Source organism: Vibrio sp. 10N.261.45.E2, assembly GCF_002875705.1.
In the GTDB taxonomy this organism is placed as follows: domain Bacteria; phylum Pseudomonadota; class Gammaproteobacteria; order Enterobacterales; family Vibrionaceae; genus Vibrio.
In genome coordinates, this window is the sequence record NZ_MCZZ01000172.1 from 62,629 (window position 1) to 80,122 (window position 17,494).

Here is a 17,494-nt window from a genome sequence, read left to right on the forward strand (position 1 = left end):
AATCGTATAGATTTAGGATATATTCAGAATTAATTAGAAAGAACGGCGATATCCAAGTTTCACAAAGAAGTAATCATCTTCCCACTGATTTTGGTTCCAATCCTGTTCAAAGTTCTCTTTATCTTCAGTTTGGTAATAAGTTTCGAATACAAACTTAGACTTATCATCTATTTTATAGTCACCCCAGAAGCCCGCTCGAATTCGCAGTTCGTCTTTATCACCGTAATCAACACTCTCTGCGTTTCGGTAGAAGGTATAGCGCACAAATGGCGTTACAGTCAGGTCATTGAATGTCTGTGTATAGTTCATACGCACTTGCCACTCTACGCGCTTTTCTTCTTCCCAAGCACGGTTATCCCCTTCGAACTCGCTTTGCTTACTGACTTCACTATATAACGTTAGTTGCAATGTTTTGTCGTAAGCCAAACGAGAGCGAACACCAAAATCTATCTCGTGATAATAGTCTGTATAGCTGGTTCTTAGGTCGTTGTTTGCTTCATCCTGACAGCCATTTTCGCCGACACAATCTTCACCACGAGGGCGATTTCTAACACCAACGGGGGCGATAAAACCATCAAGGATTAAGTCATGGTCTTCTGCTAGGTAATACGCCATATTGTTGTAAAATCGATATTCCGTGCGGCGAGTATCATTCGCGTACATTTCATTTCGAATTTGGAATTTAGGTCCCCACCAAAAATCTTTGTACCCCTCGGACCAACCAATCGCGACATCCTGTCGAGAACGGTCATTCCAAGTTCGCTCTTCACTCTCAATCATGTGGCGGTAGCTGAAGTTAGCGTACAAAAACATAGATGAATCTTCGATTGGATTAAATTCCATTGCTATGTATGGCATGGTATTCGATCGTTGCTCTTGGTCACCCCAGTTCTCATATTCATTACCTAGCTCGATATAACCAGCCATAGTCGATGAAGAAAAAGCAAGCGCTGAGCACATCAAATAAGATGCCTTATTATTTAATTTCATTGTTAACCTTTATTATTGGATATAATTATGTAGAAGAAATTTCTTTTAAAACCATATTTTGATATTCACCATTCAGGCGATATGTTTTTTGATATATATAAGCGCTAAGTAATACTAACAATGTAGGAATACCAACCATTAACGCTCTTAAACCTAATATAGTTTCTTCACTCTGCTCAATATTAGGAACATAACCCACTGCGGTTAATCCAATGCCGACAAAGAAACCTGAAAGCGCACCTGCAAATTTAACTAGCATGGTTTGAATAGAGAAAATAATACTTTCACTGCGGTGCCCTGTTTTGTATTCTCCATAATCGACTACGTCAGCTAACATCACTGTCGATAGGCCGTTTGATAAACCACCACCAAATTTGAGCGCTGCACCAGCAATACCGACTAAGATGCCGTTTTCAGGAGCGAAAATGCCCGTTAGAACAAGAATTAAGCTACACAGCAGCGGGAACAGACATGCTACCAGCCACATAAACTTTCGGTTGATTAAGTTACAAAGCTTAGGGAACAAAAACACGCCAGCAATTTCAGCCATACCAGATACTAAAGCGAACATTGGGAACAAATCTTCACGCCCAATTGCGTAACTGAAGTAATAGATAGCAAAGCCGCCAACCAACTGAATAGCGATATTGAACGTTAGCACTACGCCAATTAGTGACTTCAATTGATCATTTTTGCCAATAATGTCTTTTACATCTTTGAACGTGAATTTGTCTGTAGATACACGCTTATCTTTAATGCGTTCCTTGACGTTAAAGAACGTAATCAACGCGCTCGCTATGAATGCCGCGATAATTGCCAAGCTCAGATATACAAACCCAGAACCCTTGTCTTCACCACCAAAGAAACCAACTAAATACAGTCCGTACGTCCCCATTAGTGTCCATGCACAACTAGCAAACAGACGGGGCCAAACCACTAATTTTTCACGCTCAACGCGCTTTGAAGACATTGAAGGAATCATCGACCAGTAAGGAATGTCCATGATTGTGTAAGTTACACCCCATAGAATATACGTGACCGTTGCGTACACATACACCATGTTCCCTTCAATATTATGGGTGTTAAATACCAACAATAAGAATACCGAATTGACGAGCGTACCTATCACAATCCAAGGTCGAAACTTACCAAAACGAGTTCGAGTGTTATCAACAATCATGCCCATAACAGGATCTGTCACTGCATCAACAAATCGCGCGACAAGAAATAGCGTACCAACGAAGGCGGCAGAAATACCAACCACATCGGTGTAATAGAACATAAGAAAAATGTAAATAATGGAACAAGCGAAGTCTTTTCCCAGCGCACCAAGGCCGTAAGAAAATTTTGTTTTTATCGATATACTACCTTCAGACATATAAGGCTCCTTAGCCTTTGTAGTTAAAATAATTCAGAGTTCAGAGGGTGGCTCACCCCTCAATGGAGGTGAGCTCAAGTTGTTATTTTAAAACGAATTTCCATTGATATTGGTTGCGTAGCAAGCGATATTCAGGTCGAACACTTGGTGTCCAAGAATCATCCCCGCCTACTCCCATATGGAAGCCATCGAAGTAAACAAATAACCCCGGTTGCCTTTCCAGTTCATAAGTATGTTTAGCTCGAGCGAGTTGTTGCTGCCCGTACTGACTAACACTGAAATAGAAGTGACCTAATAGCTCAATGTCACCGATTTGAAGTTGTTGGGTATCGCAACGTAATCCGTTATCAGACGGGAATATGTATGGCGTATGCATACTCGCAATTGGTTGAATCCAACGGCCAAAGTCAGCACTTGCCTTACGGTCAGGATAGTTTTCATGTGGACCTCGCCCTAGCCAAGCCACACTTTGAGGACACTCGCTCAAATGCATTTCAGCGCCAATTCTTGGCATTGGTGGCATTGAGTTATCAACATCGACAGATACCGATACTTGAGCCTCACCCTGCTGCGTAAAGCGGTAATCCCAAACAGATGTTAAAACCAACTTATCGGCTGAAAAATACGCATGTCGCACACGTACTTCTCCAATCGCGACATTAACCTCAACACCCTTACAGCGGTGCTCTAAGTCAAACAATCCAGCATTTTGCCAACGAACCATCCAAGCATTTGGGTCTTGGCGGTCGACTTCACTCACACCAATATCGTTATCAAGTGGTGCTCGGAAGAAGTTATCGCGAATTGGAGAAAGCAGCTGTTCACGGTCCGCTTTTTTCCAACTTTCCACTTCACCGGTGGTCGCATTGATATACCATTGATTATCCGCTGCCGTGACACGCAGCCCGCCATCAACCTGTTCGAATTTAGCGGGTACAAATGTTTTGCTCTCAACGACTTCAAGCTGAAGTTTTTTGCCTAATGTAGCCTGATGTTCCGCAACAATATGTCCAGCATTAGCCCAGTTAGTATCTTGCTGCAATCGAATAGCGACATTAAGATGAGCCTCAGCGTTAAGCAGTCCAAACTCAGAATCTAATTCAATCAGCTGCGTCTGTTGAGCTGTTAGATTTAGGCTCAATTCACCGCTTCTGATGACAGCCCCCTTATCATCAATGACATTCCAATCTAAGCTGTGGTGAGCCGTATCAACAAACAAATGTTCACTGGTCACTTTAATTGCGAGCGGTTGTGACGACACAAGTTCAAAACTGAATGGCTGCTGAGCCCGTTTTGCTTCGAATAATGTAGGGTGTGGTGTTCTGTCAGGAAAGACTAAGCCATTAATACAGAACTGACGGTCGTTAATTTCGTCACCGAAATCGCCACCATATGCCCAGTAATGAACACCATCTTCGCTGATTTTATCTAGCCCTTGGTCGACCCAATCCCAAATAAAGCCACCTTGTAGACGTGGGTGAGCTCTAAATGCATCCCAATACTCTGCGAAGCCACCAAGGCTATTACCCATAGCATGCGCGTATTCACACAAGATGATTGGACGGTTTTCATCACCAATACCAACCCATTTCTTTAATGAAAGTTTAGGTTCATTGGTATGCCCTTGCTCTTGATCAGCGTCGGTTCTAGCATACATAGGACAGATAATATCGGTGACGCTTGTGTTAGAACCGCCTCCCTCATACTGAATAACACGAGAAGGATCGACTCGTTTGGTCCACTGATACATCGCGTTATGGTTTGAGCCATAACCAGACTCATTGCCAAGTGACCAAATAATGATACTAGGGTGATTAAAGTCTCGCTCCACCATGCGGGTCATTCGCTCTAAGAAAGCACTCGCCCATTGAGGATCATCGGCAATTCGTCCCATTGGTGTCATGCCGTGAGTTTCAATGTTCGCTTCATCGACAACGTATAAACCTAAGCGATCACATAGACTGTAAAAGCCAGGCTGGTTAGGGTAATGAGAGCAGCGGACAGCATTAAAATTATGCTGTTTCATCAGTTTTAAATCCTGCTCTACACGTTCAAGGCTTTCTGCATGACCTGTTGTTGGATCGTGCTCGTGCTTGTTTACACCACGAATCATCAGTGCTTGACCATTGATGCACAACTGACCCCCTATGACTTCGATTTTTCGAAAACCGACATCGTAGCCTTCACACTCAATCACATCACCTTCACTTGTCACTAAGCTCACAACCAGGCGGTAAAGGTTTGGAGCTTCAGCACTCCACTTCTTTGGGTTGTTTGTCTTTAACGTTGCGAAACAACGTTCGCTGTATCCGCCTTTTTCATCGACCGGCGCCGTACCGACTTCCGTAACATTTGACGCAATTTCTTTCTCACCATCATACAGTGAGGTTTTAACCGACAAGCCGTCACCATTCATGGTATCGACATTGATTTTCAGCTCACCATCTCTATAAGCTGCATCAAGGTCTGGCGTCACTTTTACGTCTTTAATGTGGCGAACTGGTTTATTGAGTAGACGAACAGAGCGGAAAATACCACTCATCCACCACATGTCCTGACCTTCCATGTAACTGCCATCACACCAACGAAGAACTTTGACGGATAATGTGTTATTGCCTTCGATTAGATATGGACTAAGGTCAAACTCAGCAGCAAGGCGACTATCTTGTGAGTAACCTACAAACTCACCATTGCACCAAACGTAAAATGCACTATTTACCCCATCGAAAATGACTCGCGTTTGCGACTCTTGCTCCCAATTCTCAGGTAGTTCAAAAGTCGTCTGATAACAACCTGTTGGATTCTCTTTTGGAACAAATGGAGGGTTGCATGGAAATGGGTATTTCACATTGGTATAAATTGGGAAATCATGCCCCTGTAACTGCCAGTTACCTGGAACTGTAATTTTCTGACTCGGAAGTTGTTCATCTGCCATCCAGTTTTCAGGAACAGAATCAGGAGATGGAAATAATGAAAAATCCCACTCTCCATCTAGGCTCATTACCGATGAGCTTATACCTCCAACCTGAGCACAAAATTCACTACGCCAACTAGATAGTGGCGTGTGTGCTCGTAGTCGATTGAAAGAAGTAATTTCTGGACTTTCCCAGACACGTGTATTCGTAACGTACATTTCAGGACCTAACGTTTAAATGATCTTGGAATCATGTTAACGAAGACATTTAAACCACACCGTGATTAAAGCCACAGTAATTGTAACCGGTTACAATTGAAACTCAAAAGATCCACCCCATCTAAATTTCACACACCAAGCAGCATTTTATAATTATCAAAGTTAAAAACTGACACAGCAACAGCATAAATCACTACTTTAGTCCATAAAAAAGCGTTAAGCTCGAAATGTATCATTTAGAAAAGTCATACATCGACTAACAACCATACAGCCCCGTTAAGAAATCTTTGCCATTACATATACAAACCCCATTGTTACACATGCATTTACAGGCGCTGTTACAGTAACACTTCATAGTATTTGCACCGCACATTACTTTAATCGTTCATAGGTCATTTACCGTGAGAGTAACGTTTAACTTCGGTAAAGTTGGTTAAATCTATAGCGAAGATCACACCTTTTTAGGTTGCTTTATAGGTTTGAAATTACCCAAATAAAAAAGAGAGGCACAATGGCCTCTCTTTGATCGTCTACTTTATATTGCTAGCGTTGAGTTATAATACTAAAGCTTTGTCCAAGCATCCTGCCAGTACTGACTATCCCCTGGCGCATACGAAGCACTTGCACACCATGCCGTGTATGGCCAAGGCTTACATTCGTACAAGCCATTGTCGCTGCCTACTACAATATCGCCCGCTTCGTAATTCGTTCCGGCTTCATATGGAGGGTAGTTCCCCGGAGGAGGTGTTGTGCCGCCCTCTTCTTTTATCGAGAACGAGTTATCTACCATCACCATTTCGCCGTCTGTCGCAGTACCTACCACTTCAAGTTTATACTGACCTTCTGCTACGTCGTACAAATCCATGGTAACGGTACGATTATCAGTCAGATTCACTTTTGTCTGTCCAACAACAGTGCCTGCGTTTTTGATTACCATTGCAGTTACATCAAGCGCTTCATTTGACGCGAGTGTGAACTCTAAACGTACATTGCCATTATCTAGAATGTATTCAGACTCAAGGCCAGTTACGTTTAGCTCTAGATCGCCACCTGGGTCTGGGTTACCGCCACATGAGCTGTCTGATGCTTTTCTCCAAACACCCCACTCACCGGTTGTTCCCGGCTCTTCGCCGCGAGTGTACCAACCTGCGTCCCACGTTGCTCCGTCATGTGATACTTGGTCACCTTCAACATACACGGTGTTAGCATCCCATGCAGGCGCACAGTTAGAACCATCAGTCACAGACACTTTACGCTCTGCAGTTACCGTTTGGTTAGCGCTATCTGTTACACGATATACCAGCGTGTAGTTGCCAATTTCATTCACATCAACACTGCCAGTGTGTGTGATAGCACTTGTTAGGTCGCCATCTTCAGCATCATTCGCCGTCACGCCCGCCATAGGGTCAAATGCAGTGCCAAGTACAACGGTAGTATCAGACACACCATTGAAGACTGGCTTCTGGCTGTAAACTTCTATCGTTCTTGCTTTAGTGGTTTCGTTATTATCGCTGTCTTTCACTCGGTAAGTCAGAACATACGTGCCAATCACACTCGTTTCAACGTAACCTTCAACGTCGATTGAAGACGTTAGGTCACCATCTTCTTTGTCTGTTGCCGTCACGCCTTCCATTGGGTCAAATGCTGTACCGTGAAGAACACGCGCGTTTTCGATACCTTTAAGAACGGGGTCACCCTCTACTGGCGGTGGCGTCACTTGACCGTGTACAAACGGGCCGTAATCTTTAATAAATTGCTCGTTATATTGCTGACCATTTTTGTTGGTACCCATGTCCCAGTTGATAGACCAAGTCATCACACCACGTAGCGGTTGGCCTTGTGCTGTTAGACTATCAAATGCGTCGTACAAATCTTGTGGCTTTTGCACAAAACCCGTTGCGGCTGCATCAATGCTAGAAGGGATACCAAACACAAGTTTGTCGTGTGGGATCTTATGGAAGCCACGCGTTCCGTTGATAAGCGAATCAGAGATGTAGTAGATAAACTCTTCTTTTAGTGCATCGTTATTTTGAGCAATCCAACCCACGCCCTCAACCCAAATACCATCCCCACCTTGGTTGTAGAACTGTGGGTTAATCCAGTCGTAGTAACCTTCTAGGTTATCGATGTAAGGTACGTACTTACCACCCGTCGTTAGATACGGGAATTCAGGTGCCATGGTAATAAGGAAGTTTTTGCCTTCAGCACGGTAGTGATCTTTCACCAACTTAAGTGCGTCTGGAATCACGGTTTGGTTGTTGGCTGCTGTCACTGCGGCTTGTTCAAGGTCGATATCTAGACCATCAAAACCATAGCGTTCAGTAAGGCGAATGATCTCATCAGCAAAGGCTCTTTCATCACCTGTTTCTAGTTCTACGTGTGCATCTGCACCACCCAGAGCCAACAATACAGAGCGACCTTGCTTGTTGAGTTCTGAAATTTGGTCAATAAATTGTTCTTCTGAAAGCCCAATAGTTGGGTCCAGTTTAAAAGTTGGGATTCGACCATCAGCCACATCGTAAACCTTCATGAATGATACATTCACGATGTTGTACATCGGGTTCACTTCATCCAGCGTCACACATGGCGCATTACCACCTTGATAACCCGCTCCATCACACCAGTTATGCCAATACCCAACCACAACGCCTGAGTCTGGATTCGTCATATCTGAGCCATTCGCATAAACAGCGCCAGACATAGCCGCCATGCCGACCGATATTGCTAATTGTAGAGCTTTACGTTTCAACATTAGTCCCACTTCCTTACTTAACAGCTGTGCCAATCACAACCGAACCCATTCATTTTAGCCATGAATATTTATAGATAAGTAATGGAATTTATAGGAAAAGATGACCTTTGATTTAACTTGGGATTTTAAGTCACAGATTGAATATCAGAATCAATTATATTTTGACTTTTTATTGAAATCAAAGTGCTAAAATATTGTAAATTAAGCCATTTTCATTCACCAAGCAAATTATTCAAGTGCACTTAATTTTCTTGGAGAATTATCAATTTTTGTCAAAGCGACTTAGATGAGGGTTCTGAATGTTCAATCGCTTAGTGGTTTCGCTCACACAATAAAAAGGTATTGATAAAGGCTTCTAGATAAATACGTACCTATTACTTTTTAGCGCTATTGTGTTAGTCTTCTAACTTAAATTTCTGGAGACATGTATGGCAAGAATCACCAAAGCACAATGGGAAGAAAATTTCGCTTCGTATAACGCTCTTATCCTAGATATTTTTCTGAGCGAAGGTTGGGACAACGTTACTTATGATCGCTTAAGTAAAGAAACAGGTCTTAGGAAAAGTACCTTGCAAGGCTATTACCCAAGCAATACTGATTTTGAAGCCGCACTCAAAGGCAAGATATTCCCCATCATTGTGCAGCATCTAGATTTCTCGTCAAAGAGTGCACTCATTGAATCCTGGAAAAGTGCTATGCACGTTAATCAGTTCAGAATGATAATGCGCATGTTCGTTATGCACGCTCATAAGAAAGGTTCTGAAGGAAATGGGAGAATTGGTGTTCTTGGCTTAGCCAATTTCATCTCCGATAAAATGCCAAACGAAAATACTCTTGAGGTAATTCAATTGCTGTTTGGTTTAACTGTTACTGAACTACTCGGTATCGATCAATCCCATATGCCAAGTTAGCTCTCTACTTATCGCTTCCGAGAGACTCAGAACTAAGACTCATTACGCAAGCAATCAAGGTTTTAGTTCTGTCTGAATAGTATGCTGCTTTAACAAGAAACACGGCTAAAATCGCACACTCAGGTTCGATAATATTTCGTTAACGCTTCGATGAAACGCTCTTTATCGGACTCTGGGAGTTTATTGATGCCCGCAGCCGCTTTGCGTCCGCCTCCAGTTTCAAAACTAGAACAAACATCATCCGCGCCAGTTCTATTTGATAACGGCGCTCTTAGACTCACTGTATAAGATTCACCATCTTGATTTTTCGTTAATACCGCTTGTGCTCGACCGGGGTCTTGATTAACGATTTCATTGCCAAACACCCCACTGATTCGTCTTGCCCAGGTTTCAGCTGGCAGCTCAAACACACGTGCGACTTCATTTTCATAAATGGGAGTAAAGTTTGATAGCTGCTGGCGATCATTTTGATAAGCAGCTTGGAGTTGATAAAACACACTATCTTTATCATCTAAAAGAGAAAACGGATTCGGGTATTGATAAAGGGCTTGGTAAAGATCAACTGGCGTGAAATGCAAATCACTTAGTGACGAACCGTAACCATTGTAGTTGACCAATATTCCTAGTTCCTCCAAGAACTCTGTTTGAGATTGATTGAATCCATTTTCATCCGCTAACCGTGAAGCGACAGTCTTTAAATTATCACCAAAGGTAGCCGCGATTGCCCATGCCACATGTGCACCATTCAGCTTTTGATTGATGAGTAAACTCGTACAACTCTCTGGCGCGGTATCAATCAGAGTATTTAAATAGTGAGAAGTTGGAACATCCCCTGTTCGATGATGGTCGCAATAAAATACATCGATGTTTGCCTCTAGCAGTAACTTCAATGCTGGTAGGTTTTTCTCCATCGACACATCTAAAACAGTAACAGATGAAACGTCACCTTGTTTACCCTGTTCTACAACTTGAGAGACTAAGTGAATATCACGTTTTACACCAGTAACGAGCACGCTGTCTTTTGGCTCACTTAATCGAAGTTGTAACAACGCGATAATACCGTCTGCGTCCCCATTAAATACGTCGTAGTGCATCTTGTACCTCTTCCGTAGGATTTAACCGTTTGAGTGAAACGCACCGAGAGTATGGATTACATCTAGACGTTCGTTTCTTATGTAGTCTGTCACCATTTTAGTTATATTTCACAGATACTTAAGTCTATTTTGGAATGCCTTATTCTCATTTGATAAAAAACCCACACAAGATTAATAATATTGTATGACTTATATCACAGTAAGTAAGACAAGAAAGGTTATAAAATATACATCCCCAACTTAACGATAAAGAGACGAATGAACACTACCACCACTCTTGTTTATGACACTTTGAAAAGCCTTGCTGCTCACGCTCCTGAGCAACATGCCGAGATTCGCCAGCGTTTATATGAGCAGTTGAGCCTGCCATTTAACAAGCAGCTCTCGTTATACGCTAACGTACTTGGGCCAATCAGTTCAGGTAAATTAGCGGGATGCGAAAACATAGATAAAGCGGTTGAGCTGGCACTTGATGTGTTAGAAGGTCGTAATAAGTAATTCCCCTGTAAAACTAAGATACAACGGCCCTTGCTTCCCCCAATACACATAGCAAGGGCCGTTTTCTTTTTGTTCATTCCTCTTCAAACATCTGTATTCCATCAAATGTCAGGCACAAAAAAGGCGCAGATTATCCACGCCTTTGGTTTAGCTTGCTCTAAGCATTTATGAAGTCTTAAACTGCGCAACCGCTTTGTCCATGTCGCTCGCTTGTTCGGCAACTTTGTCTACTTCAACTAAGCAGTGTTGCGCCGATGCATTGTTATCGTTTGAAATGGTGTTCAGCTCGGTAATAGAGTCGCTCACCTGCGCCATCACAGCGCCCTGCTCCTCAATTGCAGATGCAATACGCTCTGAGTTGCCTTGGATGCTCTCCATATCGCTCAAGATAAGTTGCAAGCTCGCGTCCAGTTCTTCCGAGTCTTTGAGCGTTAGTTGACCTTGTTGGTTACACTCGCCAATTTCGGTCATTGATGCCTGCATCTGGCTTTGAATTGCGCTAACCACAGAGGTGATTTCAGTGGTGGACTGATGCGTTCTGCTAGCCAGTGCGCGTACTTCATCGGCAACCACAGCGAAGCCACGCCCTTGTTCACCCGCACGTGCTGCCTCAATGGCTGCGTTGAGTGCCAATAAGTTGGTTTGTTCGGCAATGCCTTGGATGATATTCACTGCATCACCAATTTGATCAACATGATGGTTCAATGAGCTGATTGAGTCTTGGCTACTTGAAAGACGTTCAGATAACTGAGTAATGTTGTCGATTGTCGCTACAACCACTTCGCGGCCTTTGTCTGCATTCACTTTCGCTTGATGAACACCTTCGGCTGCAACGGATGTGCTTTCAGAAATCTCACCAATCGTCAGTACCATTTCCTGCACGGAAGTCGTCATAGTTGAGGTGTGGTTTGCTTGTACTTCAAACTGTTGGATAACCGATTCAAGCTCATCATGCATGTTGGATGTGCTTTGGTTTAACTGTAACGACTTAGCTTGAGATGCGGAGATCAAACCTTCAAGTTGATCCAGTAACTGGTTGAAGTATTCACCTAACGTTCCAAGTTCATCTTTACCGTTGTTTGTAGAACGAATAGACACATCGTTTGAATCAACGATATTGCGGATCACTGACAGCAGCGATTCAATCTTACCGATGATTGAACGAACGATAAGCCAGCTAAACAGGATGATTGATGCAAGTAGGATGGCACAAAGGATGTTGTTGATTAACGAAAGTGTTGCCATTTCTTGTTGGGTTTCTTTGTCTAACACCGCAGAGAACTCTTTAAATTGAGTTTCAATGATGTGAGAACCAGAGCGAGCATCACCAAGCAATCCAGATTTATGATCTAAACCAATCACTTTTTTCTGTTCGACAACTTGCTTAGCCGCTTCTAATAGTGCGTTTGAATTCGCTGAAAGTTGGAGTAAATCAGAAGACAACACGCTAGGGTCAAACTCACCCTTTTCAATTAAGTCATTGAACAGGTAAAGCTCGATTTTTTGTTCAGCACTGGCTGTCGCACTGATGTTATCGAGTAAAGCATGAAACTCGCCTAGCATGCCTTTGTCACGCGCTAACCCATACACTTCATAGGCATTCACCAATTCAACAAAGCTTGTGTGGTAGGTTTCAATGTCTTCTCTTAGATGGGTGCTATTAGCAAGGCCCAAATCAGCAAGCACAGTAGTAAGTTGAGATTCAGACGCCAAGAATTTGTTGTAGTTTGCATCAAATTTATCGAGGTATTTTATGTCGCTGCGCAGTAAGAAATCTTTCTCGTTACGGCGTAGGTTGAGCAAGCGAACTTCAAGCTCTTTGGTGATCTGCTTGGCTTCATTCATCTGAGCCGTGGTGTCTGCAAAATGCGAAGTGGTGAACAGCAATGAAATCATGCCGAAAATGGAAAACATTCCCAATGAATAGAGCTTTTTCTTTATATTCATATGTGTGACTCGTCTTTACTAATAATAGGTATCTAAGGCTGGGCAACTAACTGTGTCATCTCGCCCATGTCATTTTGTTATTTTTATCGTTTTTACCAATAGTGGGCGTCTTACAGGGGCTGATTCGCCCTTACTTCTTGCTGCTTTCAAATCGATTGAAGCAGCAAATAGAAATGCCACTAAAGTTAGAATTATCAATAACACAATTTATTAAGATGTACATTAGCAAGATTATAAAATTGGGATACAAAGGTTTCTCATGTTTGATACAAACAGGAAAAACAGCCCTACAGCCTTTAATTTAAAGGCGTTTAAGCATTTTCTAGATCTGATTGATGTTTACATCTTCAAATAACACTAAGCATCTAATCTTACTTAATAAATCATTATTAAAAGTAAGGATTTGCCCATTCGCGATGCAGTAAAAAGCCGACTAACAATGTCGGCTTTAATGGTTCACACGCTAATAAGTGCAGAAAACGGTGTTAGTTGAAGGTATGCGTCCAGAAGCTATTGGTAGAATAAGTAGAGCTAAGAACGATATAAGGGGTGTACCCGATACCAACTTCGGTGTGTTTTGGATCCATCATATCTGAACATGATGTCACACGACCGGCTTGTGAGCCTGAACCTGCATTGTTGCTCTGACCGAAGACATTCGTTGGTGTCGGATTCTTTCTGTTGGGCTAGTTATTAAAACGCTTTTACCATCTTGGTTAGGCACTTCAATAACACCGCTTTTTCGTCTTCTTCGATGTTTTGGGTCAACTCATTAACGAGGTTGAGGTGCAGTTGATTATGATGAACGTGGATCTTCTGACCGGCATCAGTTAATGCCACCACAATTGCGCGGCGATCGGTTGGATGTTCATGTCGCTCAATCAATTTAGCTTTAACCAACTTTTCGATTTGAACAGTAAGTGTACCTGTGGTGATACCAAGCTTTTCAGCGAGCTCTTTCATTCTTAAAGCGCCATGCATACCCAACACTTCAATAGTGTGGACCTGTGCGAGTGAATAACCCGTTTCTTTAACAACGGATTGCTCCCACGAAGACATTTTGTCGTAGAACTCAGTCAATATTTGGTTAAGCTGTTCTATATTTCGCATGGTCGTTTGAATGCACTTCAAGAGTAAGATGATTAATCTTATCAAACTTGGCGAGCATTTGTTTATATTCAGAGACGGTTTTACCACTGTTTGATTCAAGAGTAATCGCTGCTGAATAGTGATGTCCACTTACCTTCCACATATGGAAATCAGTCACCGACGCATAAGGCGTTAATGTTTCAATTACTGAGTCACGATAATCTTGATGGATATTCTCATCAAGAAGGATTGGACTGGTTTGTTTCATCAGGTTCATCGTCCACTTGGCAATGACAAATGCGCCAACCATTCCCATTGCTGCATCTAACCAGTTCCAACCGTAAAACTTACCAAATAGCAGCGCAACAATCGCAAGCAGTGAGGTTAAAGTATCGGCCAACACATGCATGTAAGCTGCGCGTAGATTGTGATCATGATGGTGTCCGTGGTGCTCACTATGTTTATGAGCATGGTCGCTGTCATGATCATGACTATGTGAATGACCGTGATTCTTACTATGATTGTGGCCATGCTCGTGTCCGTGATCATGATGGTGATCGCCAAGTAAAAACATACTCACCACATTCACAGTTAAACCAATACAAGCAACGATGATCGCTTCATTGAACTGAATCGCTTGTGGGTTAAACAAACGATGCACCGATTCCACCAGCATCAACAATGCCACAATCCCCAACGCAATCGCGCTAGTGTAGCCCCCTAAAACGCTGACTTTACCGGTACCAAACGAGAAACGTTCGCTCTCAGCATGTTTCTTCGCATATCGGTATGCAAATAAGGTAATACCAAACGCTGCAGCATGCGTCCCCATGTGCCAACCATCGGCAAGTAATGCCATAGAGCCGTAAATAGTGCCCGCTACAATTTCGACAACCATGGTAACGACGGTCAATAACAAGACATAGAAAGTGCGTTTCTCACCTTGGCTGCTATGTGAAGAAAAGTTGTGTTGATGACGTGCTGTAAAACTCAAAATGGCGTCCTTAGCTGGTGTTAGTGGTAGATGGTCGTTGTTAATAAAATCCCTTTGATGAACAAGTAATTTGATGATCAAAGTAATTAATTGGAATTTAGTTTGATTATCAAACTTTGTCAATGAAGAGTTTTGAGGCTCTGATTTGTAGAACAAAGAGTTGATGGGGAGCACTAGGTTGTTACAGGGCTTGCTTATGCAGTAAAACCGGGCTTTACAGAAGCAAAAAAGCCCACATAAAGCGGGCTAATTGAAACAAACTCAATGATAGTATTTATTTGTTTTGCAATGAAGTGATCTCATCATTCACCCAACCTAACAACTGCTTGGTCGCTTTCGACAATACTTGGTTCTGCCGAACAATATAACCAAGACTGGTGCTCGAAAAGTGGGTCAATGGTGTCACTTTCGAATGCAGATGCTGCTTGGTTGATACCGCGAATTCAGGGACTATAGCCACACCAAAGCCGGCTTCTGCCCAGTCGATTTGAGCATCGACACTCCCTACTTCCATCACCCTATAATTTGGTAGATTAAGGCTTGGTAAACCTTCATCAATGAAGTCACGGGTTCTCGTATCATGGCCTAGTAAAATTAATGTGAGCTCTGCATCAGAGTCTTGGATATCAAACCCATCGCCCAGCGCACACCAAGAAAGCTCTTGCAGCTTAGTAAAATACAATGACTCGTTGTGCTGTTCTTTAGCGATAACAAAGCCAATATCCGCCTGAGCATTTTTAACTAAACTCGATGCCTGAGATGACGTGGTATTTAAGAGCGTAAGGTCAATACCAGGATACTTTGCCTTAAACTTCTGGAACGGGCGAATTAGCAAGAATCGAGAAATGATGTCGCTCACGGCAATGGTTAAAGTCCCTATTTTAAGATCGTTAATTGCATTGAGGTCAGCCTGACAAATCTGCAGTTCGAGTAGCGTTCTTTGGCTTGTTTCCAATAACCGTTCACCCGCTTGAGTCAATTGAAATGGGCTTCTCTCTATCAACTTTATGCGTGTTTGTTGTTCTAATTGTTTTAGGTGCAAACTCACATTGGGTTGTGTCATATGAAGCGCATTGGCCGCTTTCCCGAAATGCTTGTACTCCGCAAGCGTCACAAACGTCTTCAGCAAATTAATATCAAGCATCATACCTCTCCTGTTTTTCTTGCATCATTCCCTAAAAATGAAGAATGCCCAACCCTATTATTCCTTCAGTAAGGAACACCGTTCCCCTTCATTCCCTACAGTGAGGAACGAACATGATAGGGAATCTCACTTGTGGTTTGAGATTCCTGATACCTCGGTTCTGGAATGACGATCATGGGTAGATTAAGACTTTAAAGATATATGGAATCCTTATCAAGATAATAAAGATAATTAATTTCTCTTATCCAGACTCCAGCACTAACATGATTTCTCAATCAGTTAGGAGATAAAATTATGCCATCTATCGTTGTTGTAGGCGCAAACTGGGGTGACGAAGGCAAAGGCCGCATCGTCGATTTTTTAGCAGACCAAGCTTCTGCTAGCATTCGTTTTCAAGGCGGAAACAATGCAGGTCATACTGTGGTAAATGACTTTGGTACATTCAAACTACACCAGCTACCTAGTGGTATTTTTAATCCTGATTGTACAGCGGTTCTTGGCCCTGGCATGGTGATCAGCCCTGCTGCGCTAACTCAAGAAATTGCAGAAGTACAAGCGGCTGGCATCAAAGTGAAAATGGCAATTTCAGACCGTGCCACTCTATGCCTACCTTTACACGCCCTTGAAGATACGCTTGAAGAAGAACGTTTAGGTGATGGCGCTTACGGTTCAACACGTCAAGGTATTGCACCAGCATACGGCGATCGCGTGATGAAGAAAGGCATTCTTGTTGGTTGGTTGAATCAACCTGAGATTTTAGAGCAGCGTATTCAATTCTTACTTGATTGGAAGATGCCTCAGCTTAAAGCGCTATATCCTCAATGTGACTTCTCTCAGACTGCTTCTGAAATGACAGAATGGCTACTAAAAGTAACGAAAGAATGGCGCCCGTTCATTTGCAACGTGACAGAACCGCTTAAAGCACTGCAATCGCAAGACGCAAACTTACTGTTTGAAGCTCAACTCGGTGCAGGTCGTGACTTGGTTTACGGTGAATACCCTTGGACGACATCTTCGAATGTAACTGCAGCTTATGCAGGCATTGGTAGCGGTTTACCTGCCCTTCGCCCTGAGCGCGTTATCGCTGTTGCTAAATCGTTCAGCTCGTCTGTTGGTACTGGCACGCTTGTAACTGCAATGGAAGAGCAAGACAGCTTCCGCGAAAGCTCTAACGAGTATGGTGCAACCACAGGTCGCCCACGTGATATGGGTTACTTTGATGCAGTAGCAACTCGTAACGGTGTTGACCTGCAAGCTGCAACAGAAATCGCATTAACTAAGATCGATTGCCTGTCTGGTTTATCTGAACTTAAGATCTGTACCGCTTACTCTGGTGAACACACTGAGAACCCGATTTGGCCACAAACGGCTGAGCTAAAACCTGTATATGAAGATATGGCTGGCTGGGATGAAGACATCACAGGTTGCCGCACGTTTGAAAGCCTTCCTCAAGCAGCACAAGATTACGTGACTCGTATCGAAGAACTGATAGGTGTGCCAATCGTAATGGTATCGGTAGGCCCAGAGCGCGAACAAATGATCATTAGAGCTTAGAGCTCAGTTC

The 17,494-nt window shown here is 42.9% G+C and carries 12 protein-coding genes; 3 read left to right on the forward strand and 9 right to left on the reverse strand.

Annotated elements, in window-relative coordinates:
• Positions 1-33 precede the first annotated feature (33 nt).
• The 4 genes from BCT34_RS23180 to BCT34_RS23195 form a co-directional block, all read right to left on the reverse strand.
• Positions 34-990, reverse strand: coding sequence for a hypothetical protein (locus BCT34_RS23180; protein WP_131828438.1), 957 nt, complete (start codon positions 988-990; stop codon positions 34-36).
• A gap of 25 nt (positions 991-1,015) precedes the next feature.
• Complete coding sequence (gene melB / locus BCT34_RS23185; protein ID WP_048611272.1) at positions 1,016-2,368, reverse strand: melibiose:sodium transporter MelB; 1,353 nt, start codon at positions 2,366-2,368, stop codon at positions 1,016-1,018.
• A gap of 82 nt (positions 2,369-2,450) precedes the next feature.
• Positions 2,451-5,501: a beta-galactosidase gene (locus BCT34_RS23190; RefSeq protein ID WP_076657141.1), complete on the reverse strand. Its 3,051-nt coding sequence runs from the start codon at positions 5,499-5,501 to the stop codon at positions 2,451-2,453.
• A 562-nt stretch (positions 5,502-6,063) separates the two neighbouring features.
• Entirely contained in the window at positions 6,064-8,253 is a 2,190-nt protein-coding gene (locus BCT34_RS23195) for an immunoglobulin-like domain-containing protein (protein ID WP_076657139.1), read from the reverse strand.
• 428 nt (positions 8,254-8,681) lie between these two features.
• Between BCT34_RS23195 and BCT34_RS23200 the strand changes: the two genes are divergently transcribed.
• On the forward strand, positions 8,682-9,164 hold the full coding sequence (locus tag BCT34_RS23200) for a hypothetical protein (protein ID WP_076657137.1): 483 nt from the start codon (positions 8,682-8,684) through the stop codon (positions 9,162-9,164).
• A 119-nt stretch (positions 9,165-9,283) separates the two neighbouring features.
• Here BCT34_RS23200 and BCT34_RS23205 read toward each other — a convergent pair whose 3' ends face one another.
• Positions 9,284-10,258 (reverse strand): DHH family phosphoesterase, encoded by a 975-nt coding sequence (locus BCT34_RS23205; RefSeq protein WP_076657136.1) that lies wholly within the window; start codon positions 10,256-10,258, stop codon positions 9,284-9,286.
• 258 nt (positions 10,259-10,516) lie between these two features.
• On the opposite strand from BCT34_RS23205, the gene BCT34_RS23210 reads away from it, so the two are divergent.
• Positions 10,517-10,756: a PAS factor family protein gene (locus BCT34_RS23210; RefSeq protein ID WP_076657134.1), complete on the forward strand. Its 240-nt coding sequence runs from the start codon at positions 10,517-10,519 to the stop codon at positions 10,754-10,756.
• Between the two features lie 165 nt (positions 10,757-10,921).
• Here BCT34_RS23210 and BCT34_RS23215 read toward each other — a convergent pair whose 3' ends face one another.
• The 4 genes from BCT34_RS23215 to BCT34_RS23230 form a co-directional block, all read right to left on the reverse strand.
• Entirely contained in the window at positions 10,922-12,652 is a 1,731-nt protein-coding gene (locus tag BCT34_RS23215; RefSeq protein WP_076657154.1) for a methyl-accepting chemotaxis protein, read from the reverse strand.
• A 744-nt stretch (positions 12,653-13,396) separates the two neighbouring features.
• The gene (locus BCT34_RS23220; RefSeq protein WP_076657132.1) at positions 13,397-13,813 is read right to left on the reverse strand and encodes a MarR family transcriptional regulator; all 417 of its coding nucleotides are present in this window, start codon (positions 13,811-13,813) and stop codon (positions 13,397-13,399) included.
• Positions 13,791-14,786, reverse strand: coding sequence for a CDF family Co(II)/Ni(II) efflux transporter DmeF (gene dmeF, locus BCT34_RS23225; protein WP_076657152.1), 996 nt, complete (start codon positions 14,784-14,786; stop codon positions 13,791-13,793). Before dmeF ends, BCT34_RS23220 begins: the two co-directional genes overlap by 23 nt.
• 274 nt (positions 14,787-15,060) lie before the next feature.
• On the reverse strand, positions 15,061-15,933 hold the full coding sequence (locus BCT34_RS23230) for a LysR family transcriptional regulator (protein WP_076657130.1): 873 nt from the start codon (positions 15,931-15,933) through the stop codon (positions 15,061-15,063).
• Positions 15,934-16,224: 291 nt separating this feature from the next.
• Between BCT34_RS23230 and BCT34_RS23235 the strand changes: the two genes are divergently transcribed.
• Positions 16,225-17,484: an adenylosuccinate synthase gene (locus BCT34_RS23235; protein WP_076657129.1), complete on the forward strand. Its 1,260-nt coding sequence runs from the start codon at positions 16,225-16,227 to the stop codon at positions 17,482-17,484.
• Positions 17,485-17,494: the final 10 nt, after the last annotated feature.